General features: G+C 73.0%; 13 protein-coding genes. 7 read left to right on the top strand and 6 right to left on the bottom strand.

What is annotated here, in order from left to right:
* Positions 1 to 16: 16 nt before the first annotated feature.
* The 3 genes from FXF68_RS06540 to FXF68_RS06530 form a co-directional block, all read right to left on the bottom strand.
* Positions 17 to 727, bottom strand: a complete 711-nt coding sequence (locus FXF68_RS06540) for an HAD family hydrolase (protein ID WP_148757943.1) — start codon at positions 725 to 727, stop codon at positions 17 to 19.
* A gap of 170 nt (positions 728 to 897) precedes the next feature.
* Positions 898 to 1341 (bottom strand): nuclear transport factor 2 family protein, encoded by a 444-nt coding sequence (locus FXF68_RS06535; RefSeq protein ID WP_148757942.1) that lies wholly within the window; start codon positions 1339 to 1341, stop codon positions 898 to 900.
* Between the two features lie 20 nt (positions 1342 to 1361).
* Complete coding sequence (locus FXF68_RS06530) at positions 1362 to 2225, bottom strand: TIGR03619 family F420-dependent LLM class oxidoreductase (RefSeq protein ID WP_148757941.1); 864 nt, start codon at positions 2223 to 2225, stop codon at positions 1362 to 1364.
* A 65-nt stretch (positions 2226 to 2290) separates the two neighbouring features.
* Here FXF68_RS06530 and FXF68_RS06525 point away from each other — a divergent pair, with 65 nt between their 5' ends.
* From FXF68_RS06525 to FXF68_RS06515, 3 genes are all read left to right on the top strand, one after another.
* Positions 2291 to 2947, top strand: a complete 657-nt coding sequence (locus FXF68_RS06525; protein ID WP_148757940.1) for a Crp/Fnr family transcriptional regulator — start codon at positions 2291 to 2293, stop codon at positions 2945 to 2947.
* A 66-nt stretch (positions 2948 to 3013) separates the two neighbouring features.
* Positions 3014 to 3784 carry a hypothetical protein gene (locus tag FXF68_RS06520; RefSeq protein WP_148757939.1) on the top strand — a complete coding sequence of 257 codons (771 nt, stop codon included), beginning with the start codon at positions 3014 to 3016 and terminating at the stop codon, positions 3782 to 3784.
* The gene (locus FXF68_RS06515) at positions 3781 to 5943 is read left to right on the top strand and encodes a hypothetical protein (RefSeq protein WP_148757938.1); all 2163 of its coding nucleotides are present in this window, start codon (positions 3781 to 3783) and stop codon (positions 5941 to 5943) included. The genes FXF68_RS06520 and FXF68_RS06515 overlap by 4 nt, the downstream gene beginning before the upstream one ends.
* A 145-nt stretch (positions 5944 to 6088) precedes the next feature.
* Here FXF68_RS06515 and FXF68_RS06510 read toward each other — a convergent pair whose 3' ends face one another.
* From FXF68_RS06510 to FXF68_RS06500, 3 genes are read right to left on the bottom strand one after another with little or no spacing between them, the layout of a single operon-like run.
* Positions 6089 to 7597: a sugar ABC transporter ATP-binding protein gene (locus FXF68_RS06510; RefSeq protein WP_148757937.1), complete on the bottom strand. Its 1509-nt coding sequence runs from the start codon at positions 7595 to 7597 to the stop codon at positions 6089 to 6091.
* Positions 7597 to 8670 carry a sugar ABC transporter substrate-binding protein gene (locus FXF68_RS06505; RefSeq protein ID WP_222869816.1) on the bottom strand — a complete coding sequence of 358 codons (1074 nt, stop codon included), beginning with the start codon at positions 8668 to 8670 and terminating at the stop codon, positions 7597 to 7599. The genes FXF68_RS06510 and FXF68_RS06505 overlap by 1 nt, the downstream gene beginning before the upstream one ends.
* A gap of 21 nt (positions 8671 to 8691) precedes the next feature.
* On the bottom strand, positions 8692 to 9807 hold the full coding sequence (locus FXF68_RS06500; protein WP_222869815.1) for an ABC transporter permease: 1116 nt from the start codon (positions 9805 to 9807) through the stop codon (positions 8692 to 8694).
* 216 nt (positions 9808 to 10023) lie between these two features.
* On the opposite strand from FXF68_RS06500, the gene FXF68_RS06495 reads away from it, so the two are divergent.
* The 4 genes from FXF68_RS06495 (at position 10024) to FXF68_RS06480 (ending at position 16142) form a co-directional block, all read left to right on the top strand.
* Positions 10024 to 11508 (top strand): GMC family oxidoreductase, encoded by a 1485-nt coding sequence (locus tag FXF68_RS06495; protein WP_148757936.1) that lies wholly within the window; start codon positions 10024 to 10026, stop codon positions 11506 to 11508.
* Positions 11509 to 11519: 11 nt separating this feature from the next.
* A complete protein-coding gene (locus FXF68_RS06490; RefSeq protein ID WP_148757935.1) occupies positions 11520 to 12386 on the top strand; it encodes an EI24 domain-containing protein in 867 nt (288 codons plus the stop codon).
* Positions 12387 to 12461: 75 nt separating this feature from the next.
* Complete coding sequence (locus FXF68_RS06485; protein ID WP_148757934.1) at positions 12462 to 13895, top strand: hypothetical protein; 1434 nt, start codon at positions 12462 to 12464, stop codon at positions 13893 to 13895.
* Between the two features lie 72 nt (positions 13896 to 13967).
* Positions 13968 to 16142 (top strand): acyl-CoA dehydrogenase family protein, encoded by a 2175-nt coding sequence (locus tag FXF68_RS06480; RefSeq protein WP_148757933.1) that lies wholly within the window; start codon positions 13968 to 13970, stop codon positions 16140 to 16142.
* Positions 16143 to 16154: the final 12 nt, after the last annotated feature.

Here is a 16154-nt window from a genome sequence, read left to right as displayed (position 1 = left end):
AGCGGCGCCTCCGCCGTCACGCGATCGCGGCGAGAAGGGCGGGGAGTTCGTCGAGGGACCGGATGACGGGCGGCCCGGTCGGCGTCGGGTCGTCCTTGCGATTGAGCCAGACGCCGCGCAGCCCCGCCTTCGCGGCGGCGATGGCGTCGGTGTGCAGGCGGTCCCCGACGTAGACGACCTGGGGCGGGGCGAGCCCGAGCCGGGCGCACCCGTCATGGAAGATCTTCGGGCTCGGCTTGGTGTCGCCGGTCTCGCTCGAAGTGATCATCTCGGGCAGCCTTTCGGCGAGCCCGACCCGCCGGAGTTTCTCCCGCTGCTGATCGGCGTCGCCATTCGTGAGGACGCCGAGCCGCAGCCGCGGGTGCCGTTCGGCGAGCGCGTCCAGCATCGGGCGGACGTCCGGATACACGCGCCACGCCGATTCGTAATGGCGCAGATAGCCGTCGAACCAGGCGTCGGCGCGCGAGGCGTCCCAGGTGCCGAGCCCGAGTTCGGACGCGAGCGAGGTGATCCGCAGCCGCCGCTGCTCGGTGAACGTCAGGCGCCCGGCCAGGTAATGCTGGACCGCCTCTTCTTCGAGTTCCTTCCACCGGCGCCGCGCGCGCGCCTGGTCGAGCGAAGGGGAAAGGGACCCGAGTGCCCGGGTGAGCGCGATCGCGGCTGCGGTGTCGTGATCGACGAGTGTGCCGTCCAGATCGAACAGGACGGCCTTGATTGTCGGGGTCATCGCCGTTTCTCTCACGGGTTGGCCGCCGCCCGTCAGCGAACGCGTCATGCAACTGCAAAGACCTGTCGGGACGCGGATGTTCTTTTCCCGGAAATTATGGTCTACGCACTTGCGTGCTGGGTACGCCCACGCCGAATCGGGCCCGCGAATCGGGCGAGAAGTTGCCACCGTCAGCGCGGCGCGGCCGTCCCGAGGGTCGCCATGGCGCGCTCGGGCTCCCAGTGCGCGCGCAGGGACGTGATCAAGCCGGTGTCGTCCAAGGTGTAAACGAGAACGCAGTCGATCGTCATAGCGGCGCCGTTCGTGATGGTCGTGATGGTGGCGACGTTGGCGCAGCACGGGCCGTTGGCGAACGAGTCGGCGACGGTGAACCTGAATTCGTCGACGGCGGCGATGAATTGGTCCCAGAAGGCTTCGAGCGCGGCGCGGCCCCGGTGGCCGCCGCCCGCCGGGTCCAGGAAGGACGGGCCGACCGGGTCCTCGACCAGGGCGTCCGGGGCGAAAAGGGCGAGCCAGTCGTCCCGGCGGCCCGCGGCGACGGCGGACATGGAGGCGCGGGCGGCGCGGCGGGCCGGATGGGCGGCGTCCGGGGCGAGCCAATTGACGGAGTCCATGGCTATAACGTGTTCTCGTTTCAGGTGCGGGCGATGACGGTCTCGGCGAACCGCCCGAGCTTTTCGATCTTCTTGGCGAGCGGCTCGGTGTCGGGGCCTTTCCGGTAGGGCGAGCGGAAGCCGACGATCACGTCCGTGACGCCCTTGTCGGCGAGCCGCTTGACGCCGTCCGGGGTGTAGGCGTCCGGCGAGATCACGTGGACCTCGAACGGGGCGTCCGCCTTTCCCTCCTCGGCGCGTATCCGGTTCAGGTCGGCGAGGAGCCCGTCGAGGTCGTCGCCGCCGCCCGCGTGCATCCAGCCGTCCCCGCGCACCACGGCCCGCCGCAGCGCCGCCTCGCTGTGCCCGCCGACGAGGATCGGGAACGGCCGGGCGGGCGTCATCTTGATCGCCGGGACGTCGAAGAACTCGCCGTGGTACTCGAAGTAGCCGCCGCCGCTCAGCCCCCGCACGATGTCGATGGCCTCGTCCATCCGCCGCCCGCGCCGCTCCCACGGGACGCCCATCGCCGCGAAGTCCTCCCGCCACGGGCTGAGCCCGACGCCGAGCCCGAGCCGCCCGCCCGTCAGGCACGCGACCGAGGTCGCCTGCTTCGCCACCAGCACCGGAGGCCGGACGGGCAGCTTGAGCACGAACGGCGTGAACCTGATCGTCGAGGTCACCGCCCCCATCGCCGCGATCAGCGTGAACGTCTCGATGAACGCCTTGTCCTCAAGGAACTCGCGGTTCCCGTCCGCGGTGTAGGGATAAACCGAGTCGGACTCCTTCGGATAGACGAGCGAGTCCGCCACCGACATGCTCGTGTACCCGGCGTCCTCCGCCGCCTTGGCGAGCGGCAGATAAAACGACGGATCGGTCATCGCCTCGGCATAGGTGAACCTCATCCCCGCATACTAGAACGTGTTTCACTTGCCTGCCAGACCAGGCTCCGGGGGAGCATCATTGCCCCATGAGTCCCGAACCCGCGGGCGTCTCGGCCCGCACCTGGGAACTGCTCGTCGCGGAGGGCACGCCGCGGCGCTGCCGCGCGGGCGAGGTCCTGCTCCGGCAGGGCGACCCGGCCTCGCACGTCCTGCTGCTGATGTCGGGCCGGGTGAAGGCGCTGCTCACGCTGCCGGACGGCGAGGTTCTGCTCCTCGCCGTCCGAGGTCCGGGCGAACTGCTCGGCGAGGTCGGCGTCCTCGGCGGGGACGGCCGCTCGGCGACGGTCGTGGCGATCGACCCGTGCGCCGTGCGGTCCCTGTCCGCGGACCGGTTCCGCGCCCTCCTGCGCGAGTCCGGCGCCGAGGAGGAACTGCTGCGCCGGGCGATGCGGCGCCTCCGCGAAGGGGAGGAGTGGCGCGCCGAGACGGCCGCGCTGCCCGCCGGGCCCCGCGTCGTCCGGGCGCTGCTCCGGCTCGCGGTCCCGAGCGAGGGCGACATGGTGGACGTCGGGCTCGGCCAGACGCAGATCGGCCAGGCGGTCGGGCTGTCGCGCGGCGTCGTCGCCGGGGAGCTGGCCCGGCTGCGGGCGCTCGGCGTCGTCACCACCCAGCGCGGCCGCACGGTGATCACCGACCTGCCCCGGCTGCGCGCGCTGGCCGCATCGGGACGCGGCTCTGTCTGAAAACCGACAGTGCCCCCACCGGATCGTCCGCAAGGTTGGTGAGAACCGACCTCCCGAGGAGAATCCGTGGAAGCGTTCCGTGCATTGCTCGTCGTCGACGCCGAGAGGTTCAGCGCGCACCGCGACGTCGACCTCCGGACGGTCCACGAGGAGATCCGCCGGGCCCTCAAGACGGCCTGCCGGAAGAGCAGGCTGGGCGAGACGTGGGAGAACGTCCGGTTCATGGAGAGCACCGGCGACGGCATCCTCGCGATCCTGCCGCTGGAGGCCGCGCCCGCGCTGATCGACCCGTTCCCGCGCCGGTTACAGGACGCGCTGGCGGCCGCCGCGCCGCGCCTCCGGGCCCGCGGGCTCCACCTGCGCCTGCGGGCGGCCCTGCACATGGGGCTCGTGGACGACGAGCGTCCCGAGGCCCCCGGCATCTCGGCGGCGACCATCGACGTCAACCGGCTCCTCGACGCCGCCCCGCTGCGCGACGCCCTGAGCCGCAGCGACCCGGAGGTCACCTTCACCGCCTTCATCGTCTCGGCGGACCTGTTCGCCGCCTACGTCGCGGGCGGGCGGACGAAGCTGCGGGAGAGCCAGTTCACCCGCGTCCAGGTCAGGGTGAAGCGGTTCGACCGTCCGGCCTACCTGTACGTGCCGACGCCGTCCGCCCTCGACGAACCGCCGGACGGACCGCCGGACGAACCGGACGAGCCCGAAGCCCGACGGCCCCGGCCCGCCGGGCCGGCCGGCGGCGGCGTCACGATTAACGGCGTTACGATCAGCGGCGACGGCGCCCAGAACGCGATCGGCAACACCGTCGGCGGCGACTTCCTCCAGGAGCGGCGATGACGACGATGGAGGACCTCACCATCGTCGGCGACGACAGCCAGAACGTCGTCGGGAACACGGTGTCCCGCGACCTGGTCGTCAACCAGCTCCGCTTCGTGCGCGGACGCCCGTCGATGGTCCTGTCGGAGGGCGAGATCGCCGACCGCGTCGCGGGCTACGTGCGGGCGCGCAACCACGACGTGATCGTGGACCTCCTGCGCCGCCACCACGCGGTCTCGCTCGCCGGGCCGGAGGGCGCGGGCGTGGCGACGACGGGGATCGCGGCGCTGCGCGAGCTGCGTCCCGGCCTGCCGATCCACCTGTTCTCCGCCGGTGAGGACGACGTCCAGGAGATCTCCGGAGCGGAGCGCGGCTACCTGGTGCGGGCGGCGGACGAGGGGGAGTCGCGGCTGCGGTCGTGCCTGGAGGCGGTCCGCGCGTCCGGCGGGTTCCTGCTGGTCGTGGGCGGGGAGGCCGAGCAGGGCCGGTACGCCGAGTTCCTCCCGGCGGTGGCGGTGGAGCCGCCGTCCGCGATGGCCGTCTACCGGCGCAGGCTGGAGCGCTGCGGCCTCGGCCGCACGCACTGGCCGCACTGGCCGCGCGCCGCCGAGCTGCTCAAGCTGGCGACGCCCGGGGACGCGCGGCGGCTCGCCGACCTCGTCGTCGCCACCGCCGACGAGCGCGAGGTCGAGCGGGCCTACCTGCGCTGGAAGGAGCAGCTGACCGGCTGGTTCGCCGACCACCCCGGCTTCCAGGACCAGACGCTGCTGGTCGCCGCCGCGACGATAGCGCCGGCGGACGAGACCAGCGTCTACGGGGCCGCGCTGTCGCTCGCCCGGCAGCTCAAGATCCGGGTGGAGGGCGGCGGGCTGGCGTGGTGCCCGTCCACCGGGCTGGCCGAGCTGCTCGGCGCGGACCGCCTCGACGAGCGGATCGGGTTCCGCCGGCACGGCTTCGCCGAGTCCGTCCTGCGGCACGTCTGGGACGACTACCCGCTGGCGCGCCTCGACCTGCTGTCCTGGCTGTCCGCGCTGCCGACCGACGAGGTGGTGACGCTCAGCGAGGAGCTGCGGGCGAAGCTCGTCGAGGTCTTCGCCGACCTCGCGGCCGAGCACGGCTCGGTGGAGAAGATCGTCCAGATGGCGGAGGGGTGGGCGGGGGACCGCCACCGGGCGGCGGACCTCGCCTACATCGCGCTCGCCCGGACCTGCCTGCACCCTTTCGTCGGAGGCCGGGTGCGCAGGGCGCTGTACGAGTGGTCCAGGTACCGGCAGGCGCCGCAGACGTTGAAGCTGACCGTGGCGCGCGTCTGCCAGGTGCTCGGGCTGACCCACGTGACGATCGCGCTGACCCGGCTCAAGCACCTCGCCACCCACGGCAACGAGCAGGTGCAGGACGAGGTGCTGGAGGTGGCGCGGGCGCTGGCGAGCACCCATCCCCGCGCGGTCTTCGCCGCCGCGCGGGACTGGTGCCTGTCGTCCGTCCAGCTCACCACGGGCCAGGACGGCTCGCGCCGCGCCCGGGCGGGGCTGCGGCTGATGCTCGACCTGCTGCCGCCCGGGTCGGCGCGCGGGCCCCTTGAGGTGATCGACCATCTCGCCCGCCGGGGCGGCGGGCGGATCCGCGCGGTGGCGCTGGACGCGGCGCTGGAACTGGCCGTCCACCACCGGCAGGAGGTGATCGGCGCGGCGCTGGCGTGGGCGGGCAACGTCGACAACCGCCCGCACGAGGAGGCCGCACCCCGCAGGGCCCTCGGGACGTCCCTGTTCATCCGTCTCGCGGCGGACCGGGACGCGGCCGGATGCGCGCTGATGCTGACCGGCCCCGGCGCGCTCGACCCGCGCGCGTGCCCGGCCCCGTGGCGGGAGGCGATGCTCGCCGAGAACGGGACGTCGCCCGGCTACGACGGCTTCCCGCCGGCGTCCGGGCTGTGGCTCCAAACGGCGGTGGTACGGCCCGACCTGCGGCCGCGGATCGTCTGGATGTTCGCGGCGGCGGCGGGCCACGACCCGAATCTCCGGACCTTCATGACGGACTTCATCCGAGCCTGGGCGGGCACGCGCCGGGAAAGCCGGGACGTCCGCGATGACCTGCTGGTTCAGGTCCTCCAACCCGAGTGGCAGCGGCTGCTCCTGGCGGGCTGGGTGTGGTTCCGGAGGGCGGTCACGCCCGGGCGGTGACGCTCGCGCCAAACATCGCCACCGAGAGTGGGGATTCTTTCGGCCGCGCGTTCGTTGGACGGGGCGGGAGATGCGCCGAGCGGTCTGGGAGCGTTCGGGGTGCCCGACGGCCTGCCCGCGCCGTACGGCGCGGGCAGGCCCGCGACTAGCGGGGCGACTCCTGGCGCTCGCCCGTGTTGGACACCCGGACGATCGTGTGCTGGTCGAGCTCGTCGCCGGACAGCCGCGCCGCGATCCTGCCCCGGTGGAAGACGAGCACGCGGTGGCACACCTCGGTCAGCTCGTCCAGGTCCGTCGACGCGAGCAGGACGACGGCCCCGTCCGCGGCGGCGCCCCTGATCAGGTCGTGGATCTCGGCCTTCGCGCCGACGTCCACGCCGCGGGTCGGGTCGTCCAGCAGGAGGACGGCCGGGGACGCGTCCAGCCACTTCGCCAGCACGACCTTCTGCTGGTTGCCGCCGGACAGCAGGCCCACCCGCTGGTCGACGTCGCGGCAGCGGATCCGCAGCCGCTCGACGTGGCCGCGCGCCCGCGAGCGCAGCGCGCCCCGGCGGACGACCACGCCGTCCCGGCTCAGCCCGATCGAGCGGACCTGGCCGATGTTCTGCCAGATCGGCTGGTCCAGCATCAGGCCACGGCCGCGCCGGTCGCCGGACACGACCGCGACGCCGCCCTTGATCGCCTGCCGCAGCCCGCGCGGGGCCGGGCGGCCGCCGGGCAGTCGGACGTCCCCCCGAGACGCCCGCCGCAGCCCGGCGACCAGTTCGAGGACGGCGAGGTGCCCGGCCCCCGCGAGGCCCGCGACCCCGACGACCTCCCCGGCGCGCACCGCCAGGTCGACGTCGTCGAGGACGCCGTCGACGGCCACGTGGTCCAGCCGCAGCTCACCCTCCGCCTGCTTGATCTGCGGGACGGGCGTCGCCGACGGCTCCGGGCGCGGTCCGAGCATCGCCGACACGATGTCGTCGATGGCGAGGTCCGCGCGGTCGGCGCCGCTGAGCACGGTGCGGCCGTCGCGCAGCACCGTGATCGTGTCGCAGAGCTGCATGACCTCCTCAAGGATGTGCGAGACGAACACGACCCCGACCTGCCGTTCGCGCAGCACCTGGAGGATGCCGAGCAGCCGGTCGGAGCCGTCCCGGTCGAGCGCGGACGTCGGCTCGTCCAGGACGAGGACGCGCGGCTCCGACAGCAGCGCCCGCGCGATCTCGACGAGCTGCCGCTGCCCGAGCGACAGCTCGCGGACGAGCGTGCGGAGCTCGACGTTCAGGCCGAGCTGCTTGAGGATCGGCCGCGCCGCGTCGGCCATGGCGCGGCGGTTCAGGAACGGGCCGCGCCGCGGCTCCCGCAGCGGGTACAGGTTGGCGAGGACGTCGAGGTCCGGGAACAGGTTCAGCTCCTGCGACACGACCGCCACCCCGTGCCGGACGGCGTCCGCCGTGTCGCGGAAGGCGACGGGTTCGCCGTCCAGGGTGAGGGTGCCGCCGTCGGGGCGGATCGCCCCGGACAGCACCTTCACCATGGTCGACTTCCCGGCGCCGTTCTCGCCGAGCAGGGCGTGCACCGAGCCGGCCTCGACGCTGATCGTCCCGTCGGCGAGGGCCGTGACGCCGCCGTAGGACTTGGCGATGTCCCGTGCGCGCAGGACGGCCATCAGTTCGCCTGGTCCAGCGGCTTGAGGTACTTGGTCGGGTTCGCGAGCTGCTCGTCCACGATCGGCTTGAAGAACGCGGTCCGGCTCTGCTCGTTGACCTGCCGCTTCATGACCTCGTCGATGTTGGCGCTGGTGATGACGAGGGTGCCGGGGTTCCACCAGCCCTCGGGCAGCTTCGTGCCCTTGCGCTTGGCGTCGATCATGAGCTGGAGCGCGACGTAGCCCTTCAGCCAGTGCTCCGGCGAGGACAGCGCGAACAGCGACCCGTCCTTGACGGCCTTCAGCGCGGCCGGGTCGATGTCGCAGGACCCGGCGAGGAACTTGCGGCCGGTCTGCTTCTGGATCAGCGGCAGCGAGACGCCGTCCTGCCCGCCGACGCCGAGGAACGCGATGGCCTTCGGGTTCGCCTTCACGATCGAGTTCCAGGCGTTGTAGTTGTCGGTGGGCTCGGACTTCGAGTCGAGCGGGCCCTTGATCGTGAGCGTGGGCCGCTCCTTCTTGATGACCTCGGTGAGGCCCTCGATGCGCTGTTCGAGCAGCCGCAGGCCCGGGATGTCGTTGCCGATGACGACCTCGCCCTTGGTGCCCGCCGGGACGTGCTTGATGAACTCCTGGCCGAGCGCCCGCCCGACCTCGGTGTTGCTGTTGCCGATGAACAGCTTGGTCTTGGTGCCGGGCGGCGGCGCGGCGTCCACCGCGACGGTCGGGACGTCGTCGTCGTCCGCCTGGACGAGCGGCCGCACGAACAGGTCGGGGGCGAGGCTCTGCAGCCCGATGCCGTCCTTCGAGTTCCGGATCGCGGAGCGGAAGAGCTGCACCTGCGCGGGGCCGTTGACGCCGGTCGGCGCGGCCGCGTTCAGCGTCACCTTGCCGTCCGCCGCCGACGCCGCCTTGGCGCCGAACGCCATCTCCTGGAACGGGTTCTGCGTCGTCGACGCGTATATGAAGGCCATCTTGAGCGTGCCGGTGTTCTTCTTACCGGACCCGCCCGAGTCGCTCGACCCGCAGCCCGCCAGCGCGGTGGTGCCGATCAGGACGGTGACGGTGGCCAAGGCCAGGGATCTGATCCTCACGTTGCTCTCCTCGGGGGGTGTTCAGAGTCCGAGCCGGGCGCTCTCACGCCGCCTGCGGCGGCGCACCAGGCTGTCCAGCGCGACGGCCGCGAGGATGACGCCGCCGGTGGCGAACGCGCTCCAGTTGGCCGGGATGTTGAAGTACTGCAACCCACTGGTGACGACGCTGAGCAGCACGGCGCCGAGGCAGGCGCCGACGACGGTGGCGCTGCCGCCGCGCAGTGGCGTCCCGCCGATGATCGCCGCGGCGATCGCCTGGAGCTCGAACCCGGTGCCGATGTTCGGGTCCCCGGAGGTGAAGAACGCCAGCCCGAGCACGCCGGACAGTCCGGCGAGGCCCCCGATCAGCACCAGCGCCTGCATCCGGACGCGCGGGATCGAGATCCCGGAGAACGTCGCCGCGTCCGGGTTCGACCCGATCGACCGCACCCGGTAGCCGAACGGCGTGAACCGCAGCACCAGGGTGAGGACGATCGCGACGAGGATGAGCACCCACACGCTCGTCGGCACGCCGAGCGTCTTCCCGCCGAGCACGGTGAAGAAGGAGCTCTCCAGCGGCAGGCCGGTGACCTGGCGGCCGTCGCTCAGCGCGAGCGTGAGCCCGCGGAAGACCGACAGCGTGGCCAGCGTCGCGACGATCGCCGGGATCCCCACGTACTGGACGATCAGCGCGTTGACCAGCCCCAGCGCCATGCCGAGGAGGATCCCGAGCAGCGCCGCGGGCCAGGCGGGGATGTCGTGGTTCATCATCACGCCGGTCGCGATCACCGTCAGCCCGAACGTGGAGCCCACCGACAGGTCGATCTCGCGCATCGACAGCAGGTAGGCCATGCCGCAGGCGAGGAGCCCGACGTACACCGCCGACTGGAGGGTGTCGAGGAGCTGCCCGACGCGGAGGAAGTCCGGGTGCAGGACACTGATGAACGCGACCAGGACCAGGGTCGCGACGAGGACGCTCGTCGCCTCGCCGCGGCCGGCCCGGACGGCGAGGACCGGAAGCCGCGACTGGGCGAGCGACGCGGCCTGCCCCAGGCCCTGGGGCTGCGCCTTCTCGGCCGACCCGGCCTTCTCGGCCGTGCCGGACTGCCCCGCGTCACCGTCCTTCGCCTCGGCGCCGGACTGCCGTTCCGTGGTCACGGGCGGAACTCCTTTCGTCGTCCGTCCGTGCTCACGGGCGGATTCAGCTCGTCGTCCCCCGACTGACGTTGACGGCAGGTTGGACCCCGCCGCCGTCCGGGTTCTTGGCTGTGCCGGAACAGTCCTTGTCTGTGGTGGCACGACCTGCGGTGATCACGGGTCCGGTGGAGCGCTCGAACCTACGCTGAGCGCACTCGTCTCCACGGGAGGTCAGCGATGCGCGACGACTGGACGGCCGACGTGATCGTCGTCGGGGCCGGCTCGGCCGGCTCGGTGGTCGCGCGGCGGCTCGCCGACGCCGGGCGCCGCGTCCTCGTCGTCGAGGCGGGACCGCACCGCGCCGAGCCCGCCGTGGACGATCCCGCCCGCATGCACGAGCTGTGGGACTCGCCGCTCGATTGGGGATATCGGACCGTCCCGCAGCAGGAGGCGCAGGGGCGCCTGCTGCACCTGCCGCGCGGGCGCGTCGTCGGCGGGTCGCACGCGCTGAACGCGATGATCTGGGTGCGCGGCAACCCGGCCGACTACGACCGGTGGGCGGCGCTCGGCAACGAGGGCTGGTCCTGGCAGGACGTGCAGCCGCTCTTCGCGCGCGCCGACGGGCTCGACGGCGGCGGGCCCGGGATGCTGGACGTCCTCACCGGCTACGAGCCCGACCCGGTGCAGCGCTCCATCGTGGAGGCGGCGCGGCAGACCGGGCTCCCGTTCAACCCGGACTACAACGGCGCCCGCCAGGAGGGCGTGTCGTTCATGCAGTTCACGATCCGGGAGGGGAAGCGGCTCACGACCGCCGCCGCCTACCTCGCCCCGGTCGTCGGGCGCGGCGTCACGCTCGTCCCGGAGGCGGTCGTCCGGCGGCTCCTCTTCGACGGGCGCCGCTGCGTCGGCGTCGAGTGGATCCGCGAGGGGGCCGTCGAACGCTGCCATGCCGACGAGACGGTGGTGTGCGCGGGCGCGATCGGCTCGCCCGTGCTGCTGCTGCGGTCCGGGATCGGCGACGCGGACACGCTCGGCGGCGCCGTCGTCCACCTGCCCGGCGTCGGCCGCAACCTCCAGGACCACTGGCTGGTGCCGGTGATCGCCTCGACCGACCGTCCGCCGACGCTGACGCGCGGGCTGCCCGCCACGCAGAGCCACCTGTTCTGGCGCAGCCGCCAGGGCACGCAGCCGCCCGACCTCCAGCCGCTGCACTTCGGCGTCCCGCTCTACGAGCCGTGGATGGACGGCCCGCCGCACGGCGTCTCGCTGATGGCGGGCCTGGTGCGGCCGGAGTCGCGCGGCGAGGTGCGGCTCTCCAGCCACTCCGCGTGGGACGCGCCGGTGATCGACCCGCGCGTGCTGTCGGCGCAGGCCGACGTGGAGGCGCTCGGCGTCGCGGTCCGGCTGTGCCAGGAGATCGTGGGCGCGCCGGAGCTGCGCCGCACGTGGGGCGCGCGCGAGCTGTACCCGGGGCCGCTGGCGAAGAGCGCGGACGGGCTGCGCTCCTACGTCCGCCAGTCCGTTGTCACGTACCACCACCAGGCGGGCACCTGCAAGATGGGCGTGGACGACGACGCGGTCGTCGACCCGCAGCTGCGCGTGCGCGGCGTCGACGGGCTGCGGATCGCGGACGCCTCGATCATGCCGGACGTCCCGACCGGCAACACCAACGCGCCGTCGATCATGATCGGGGAGAAGGCCGCGGACCTGCTGGCCGGGTAGGGTTTGGGCGCGTGAGCCAGCCGCACCTCCCGCAGCAGCCGCCCGTCCCTCCGAACCCGTTCGCGGCGCCTCCGCCAGAGCCGAGGCCGTCCGCGTTCAGAGACTTCTTCACCGGCGTCGGCTTCCTGCTGCGCGGGCTCGGCTGGACCGCCCGGCATCCCGCGCAGTGGCTGTTCGGGCTGATCCCGGCGTTGATCGTCCTCGTCGTGTACGCGGCGGCGCTGGTCTTCCTCGGGTTCGAGATCGACGACCTCGCCGGGTGGACGACCGGCTTCGCGGACGGCTGGTCCGACGCGGCGCGCACGTCCGCGCGGGTCGTCGCCGGGATCGCGATCTTCGGCTCGGCGCTGTTCCTCGCCGTCATCACGTTCACGGCGGTGACGCTGCTCGTCGGCGACCCGTTCTACGAGGCGATCGCCGTCCGGGTCGAGGAGTCGGAGGGCGGCGCGCCGCCGGAGCCGGACGTGCCGCTGCTCGTCCAGATCGGCCGGGCGATCAAGGACACGGTGATCCTCGGCGTCGTCGCGCTGTGCTTCGCCGTCGTGTTCTTCGCGTGCGGGTTCCTGCCGCTGGTGGGGCAGACGGTGGTGCCGGTGGTCGCCGGGCTGGTGTCCGGATACTTCCTGGCGGGGGAGCTGACGTCGGTCGCGCTGGAGCGGCGCGGGATCCGGCGCAGGGAGCGGTTCGCGCTGCTGCGGCGGAACCGTCCGCTGGTCCTCGGGTTCGGGGCGGCGACCGTCGTGGTCTTCCTCATCCCGCTCGGCGCGGTGCTCGCCATGCCGGGCGCGGTGGCGGGCGCGACGCTGCTGGCCAGAGCGAGGCTCGCCGAAGAGCCGCAGGTCACAGCGGGTGCCATCGGGTCGCCGGGGAGCCGCTGAGTCGATGGGAAGATGTGTCCTGAGCGTGATTGGTGACCGGAACCGGACGGCTGATCTTCGCGTAACGTGTGCCGCATGTCCGATCAGGGGGAGCGCGGCGTGCGCTGGACCGAGATGAACGACGGCGAGCCGCGGGACGAGTCCCGCGAGGCGGCGGACGCCACCGCGACCGGCCCGCGGATGACGTTCCCGGACCCCGAGGCCGTCCTGCCCGCCCCGTCGCCGCCCGCCGAGGCCCCGGTCGCCGGGGCCGAGCCGGGCGCGGCGCCGCACGACGTGTGGGGCAAGGTCGAGGACCGGCCCGCCGCGCGGCTCGGCGACGATGACGACGACTGGGAGAGGTCCCCGGCCGATTCATGGCGGACCGACGCTCCGCCCGAGGAGTGGAAGGACGCCGAGTGGCGGCCGGAGCCGTCCGAGGAGTGGAGCCAGGGGCCGTCGGAGGAGCCCGGCGCGGAGGACGACGTGAAGGTCGCCCCCGTCCGGGAGGACGAACCGCCCCAGTGGGACGACTCGCTGTTCGACGAGAACTCCGCCGACCAGGGCGGCGACGACAACTACGTGCCCGCCGTCCCGACCGGCGCCGGGCTGCCCGCGAAGCCCGGCAAGCCGAGCAGCGGCAACTGGCAGATGCCCGACTGGATGGCCGACGAGGCCGCCGCCGACGCCAAGCTGGGCGGCGACGGCAAGCCGGAGAAGCGCCGCGAGCGGCGGGAGCGCCGGGAGCGTCCGGAACGCCCGGAGCGGGACGTCTTCGACGAGGGCGGCGGCCGTTCCAGGCTCATCCTGATCGGCGGCGTCGGGCTGCTGGTCGCCGCGCTCGCCGCGGCCGGGGCCGTGTACTTCCTGAAGGGCGGCGACGACGAGCCCGCCAAGACGACGGGCGGCACCGCCGGCCGGACGGCGTCTGCCCAGCGGTCGGAGACGCCGCAGGTCGACATGCCGCCGGACAAGCGGCTCGCGCGGTTCGCCGGGCGGCCGAGCCGGATGCTCGGCCGGGTCGCCGACGTCCGCTCCGGCCTGTCGTACCCGCGGCTCGCCGCGCCGTGGCAGGTGCCGACGAAGCAGAACAAGCTGGGCACGACGGGCTGGTCCGGGCAGCAGATCCTCGTGACGGAGCGGCACGGCGCCCAGTTCTGGTACGGCCAGCTGCTCACCGGGACGCTTCCGCCGAGCCTGCTCAGCTCCTACCACGGCCCCGACACCGTGAAGAACATCACGGGCCTGGCGGCGCAGGCGTTCGAGGCGCAGTACTACGCGTTCCCGCACAAGTCCGCGCCGCTCGCGTCGCAGGCCATGGTCGTGGACGGCCGCCGCGGCTGGCTGGTCGCCTCCTACCTCAGCTACCGGCGCACCGGGGTGCGGGCGACCGGCGAGATCGTCGCGACCGCCGTGATCGACACCGGCCGGAAGACGCCCGCCGTCGCGTTCGCGTCCATGCCGAACACGCACAAGAAGCAGTACCCGGACGTCAACGAGTTCTTCGGCCGGTTGAAGCTCGTGTCGTAGCGCGGCGCCGCCGACCCGCCGAGCCGAATCGCGTTCTAATAGGCTGGCCCCACGTCGAGGAGAGGTGGGGCCATGGCGATCGGGCTGACAGGGGAGCACGAGGCGCTCGCGGCGTCCGTGCGGGGGCTCGCCGAGCGGGCCGTCACGGCGCGGACCGTCCGGGACGCCGATCCCGGCTGCTGGCCCGCGCTCGCCGAGCAGGGCCTGCCCGGCCTGCACCTTCCCGAGGACGCGGGCGGGCAGGGCTTCGGCCTGCTCGAACAGGCGGTCGCGCTGGAGGAGCTGGGGCGCGCCCTGGTTCCCGGGCCGTACACGCCGACCGTCCTCGCGTCCGCGATGCTGGACGCCTGCGGGGCGCTGTCCCTGTTCCCGGGTCTGGCGGACGGTTCCCACACGGCGGCGGTCGGCTTGTCGGGCACTCTGGTAATGGACGGTTCCACTGTTTCGGGGACGGTTCAGCCCGTGCTCGGCGCGCCTTTCGCCGACCTTTTCCTGCTGCGTGCCGGTGGGCGCTGGGTCGCCGTCAACCGCGCGGACGTCACCGTGGGGGAGTTGGAATCGCTGGACGTCACGCGCCCGGTCGGCTCGGTCACGGTCGACGGCGTGACCGTGCCGGACGAGCGTGTCCTCGACGTGCCCGGCGCGCGGACGCTGGCGGTCGTCGTCCTCGGTGCCGAGGCGTGCGGCGTCGCCGGACGCGCATTGGACGACGCCGTCGCCTACGCGAAACTGCGCGAGCAGTTCGGCCGTCCGATCGGGCAGTTCCAGGGCGTCAAGCACAAGTGCGCGCGGATGCTCATCGCCGTCGAACGCGCCAGGGCCGCCGTCTGGGACGCCGCCCGCGCCCTGGACGAAACACGCGAACAACGCTCGTACGCATCCGCCGTCGCCGCCGTGCTGGCCGCCGACGCCGCCGTCCAGTGCGCTGAGGGCAACATCCAGATCCATGGCGGAATCGGCTACACCTACGAGCACGACGCCCACCTGCTCTACCGGAGGGCGTTGACGCTGCGCGCCCTCCTCGGACGGGCGAGCGAGCACAGGGCGGACGTCGCCGCGCTCGCGGTCGCGGGCGTCCGCCGTCCCATGGACGTCGAGCTTCCCGACGACGCGGGGCCGCTCCAGGAGGAGATCCGCGCCCGCGTCGCCGACCTCGCCGCGCTGGAACCGGCCGAGCAGCGCGCCGCGATGGCGGACGGCGGCTGGGTGACGCCGCACCTCCCGAAACCGTGGGGACGCGACGCCGGGCCGCTGGAGCAGGTCGTCGTCCAGCGGGAGCTGGCGGCGGCCGGGGTGCGTCCGGTGCCGCTGATGATCGGGTCGTGGGTCGTCCCGTCGCTCGTCCAGCACGGGACGCCCGAGCAGCGGGAACGCTTCCTCCCGCCGACGCTGCGCGGGGAGATCGTGTGGTGCCAGCTCTTCTCCGAGCCGGGCGCGGGCTCCGACCTCGCCTCGCTCCGGACGCGCGCCGAGCGCGCCGAGGGCGGCTGGACGATCACCGGTCAGAAGATCTGGACGTCCCTGGCCCGCGACGCGCAATGGGGAATCTGCATCGCGCGAACCGATTCGGACCGTCCGAAGCACGACGGCATCACCTATTTCCTCGTCGACATGAAATCGCCGGGCATCGAGATCCGGCCGCTGCGCGAATGCACGGGCGACGCGATCTTCAACGAGGTGTTCCTCGACGGCGTGTTCGTGCCGGACGATCTGGTCGTCGGGCCCGTCAACGCGGGATGGCGCGTCGCGCGCAACACGCTCGCCAACGAGCGCGTCGGCCTGACCAGCACCTTCCAGCTCGGCGGGGACGTGCCCAAACTGCTCGCCCTCGCCGAAGAGCTGGGCGTGGACGGAGACCCGGTCGTCCGCGACGGGCTCGGCGACCTCCTCTGCGACGAGCACGCCTTCGCCCTCCTCGGCCTCCGCGCCACCCTCAAGCAGCTCTCCGGGACGGATCCGGGCGCGACGGCGAACGTCCGGAAACTGGTGGCGATGGAGCACGGCCAGCGCGTCACCGAGTTCGGCTTCACCCTGCTCGGCGCGGACGGCGCCCTGACCGGCGGATGGAAGGACGGCCTGCGCGCCCGCTGGACCCGCTACCTGCTCGCGTCCCGCGCGATGACGATCGGCGGCGGCACCACCGAGGTCAACCTGAACGTGATCGGCGAACGCATCCTCGGCCTGCCCCGCGACCCGGAACCGGTGCGACAGCCGGGGGCGTCCCCCGCAAAGGGACAGGTCGGGTAGCGTCCGCGCACA

The sequence above is a fragment of the Actinomadura decatromicini genome (genome assembly GCF_008121305.1).
GTDB classification, from domain to species: Bacteria; Actinomycetota; Actinomycetes; order Streptosporangiales; family Streptosporangiaceae; genus Spirillospora; species Spirillospora syzygii.
Note: the sequence above shows the minus strand (reverse complement) of the source record. Positions and strands in the feature narration are given on the sequence as shown.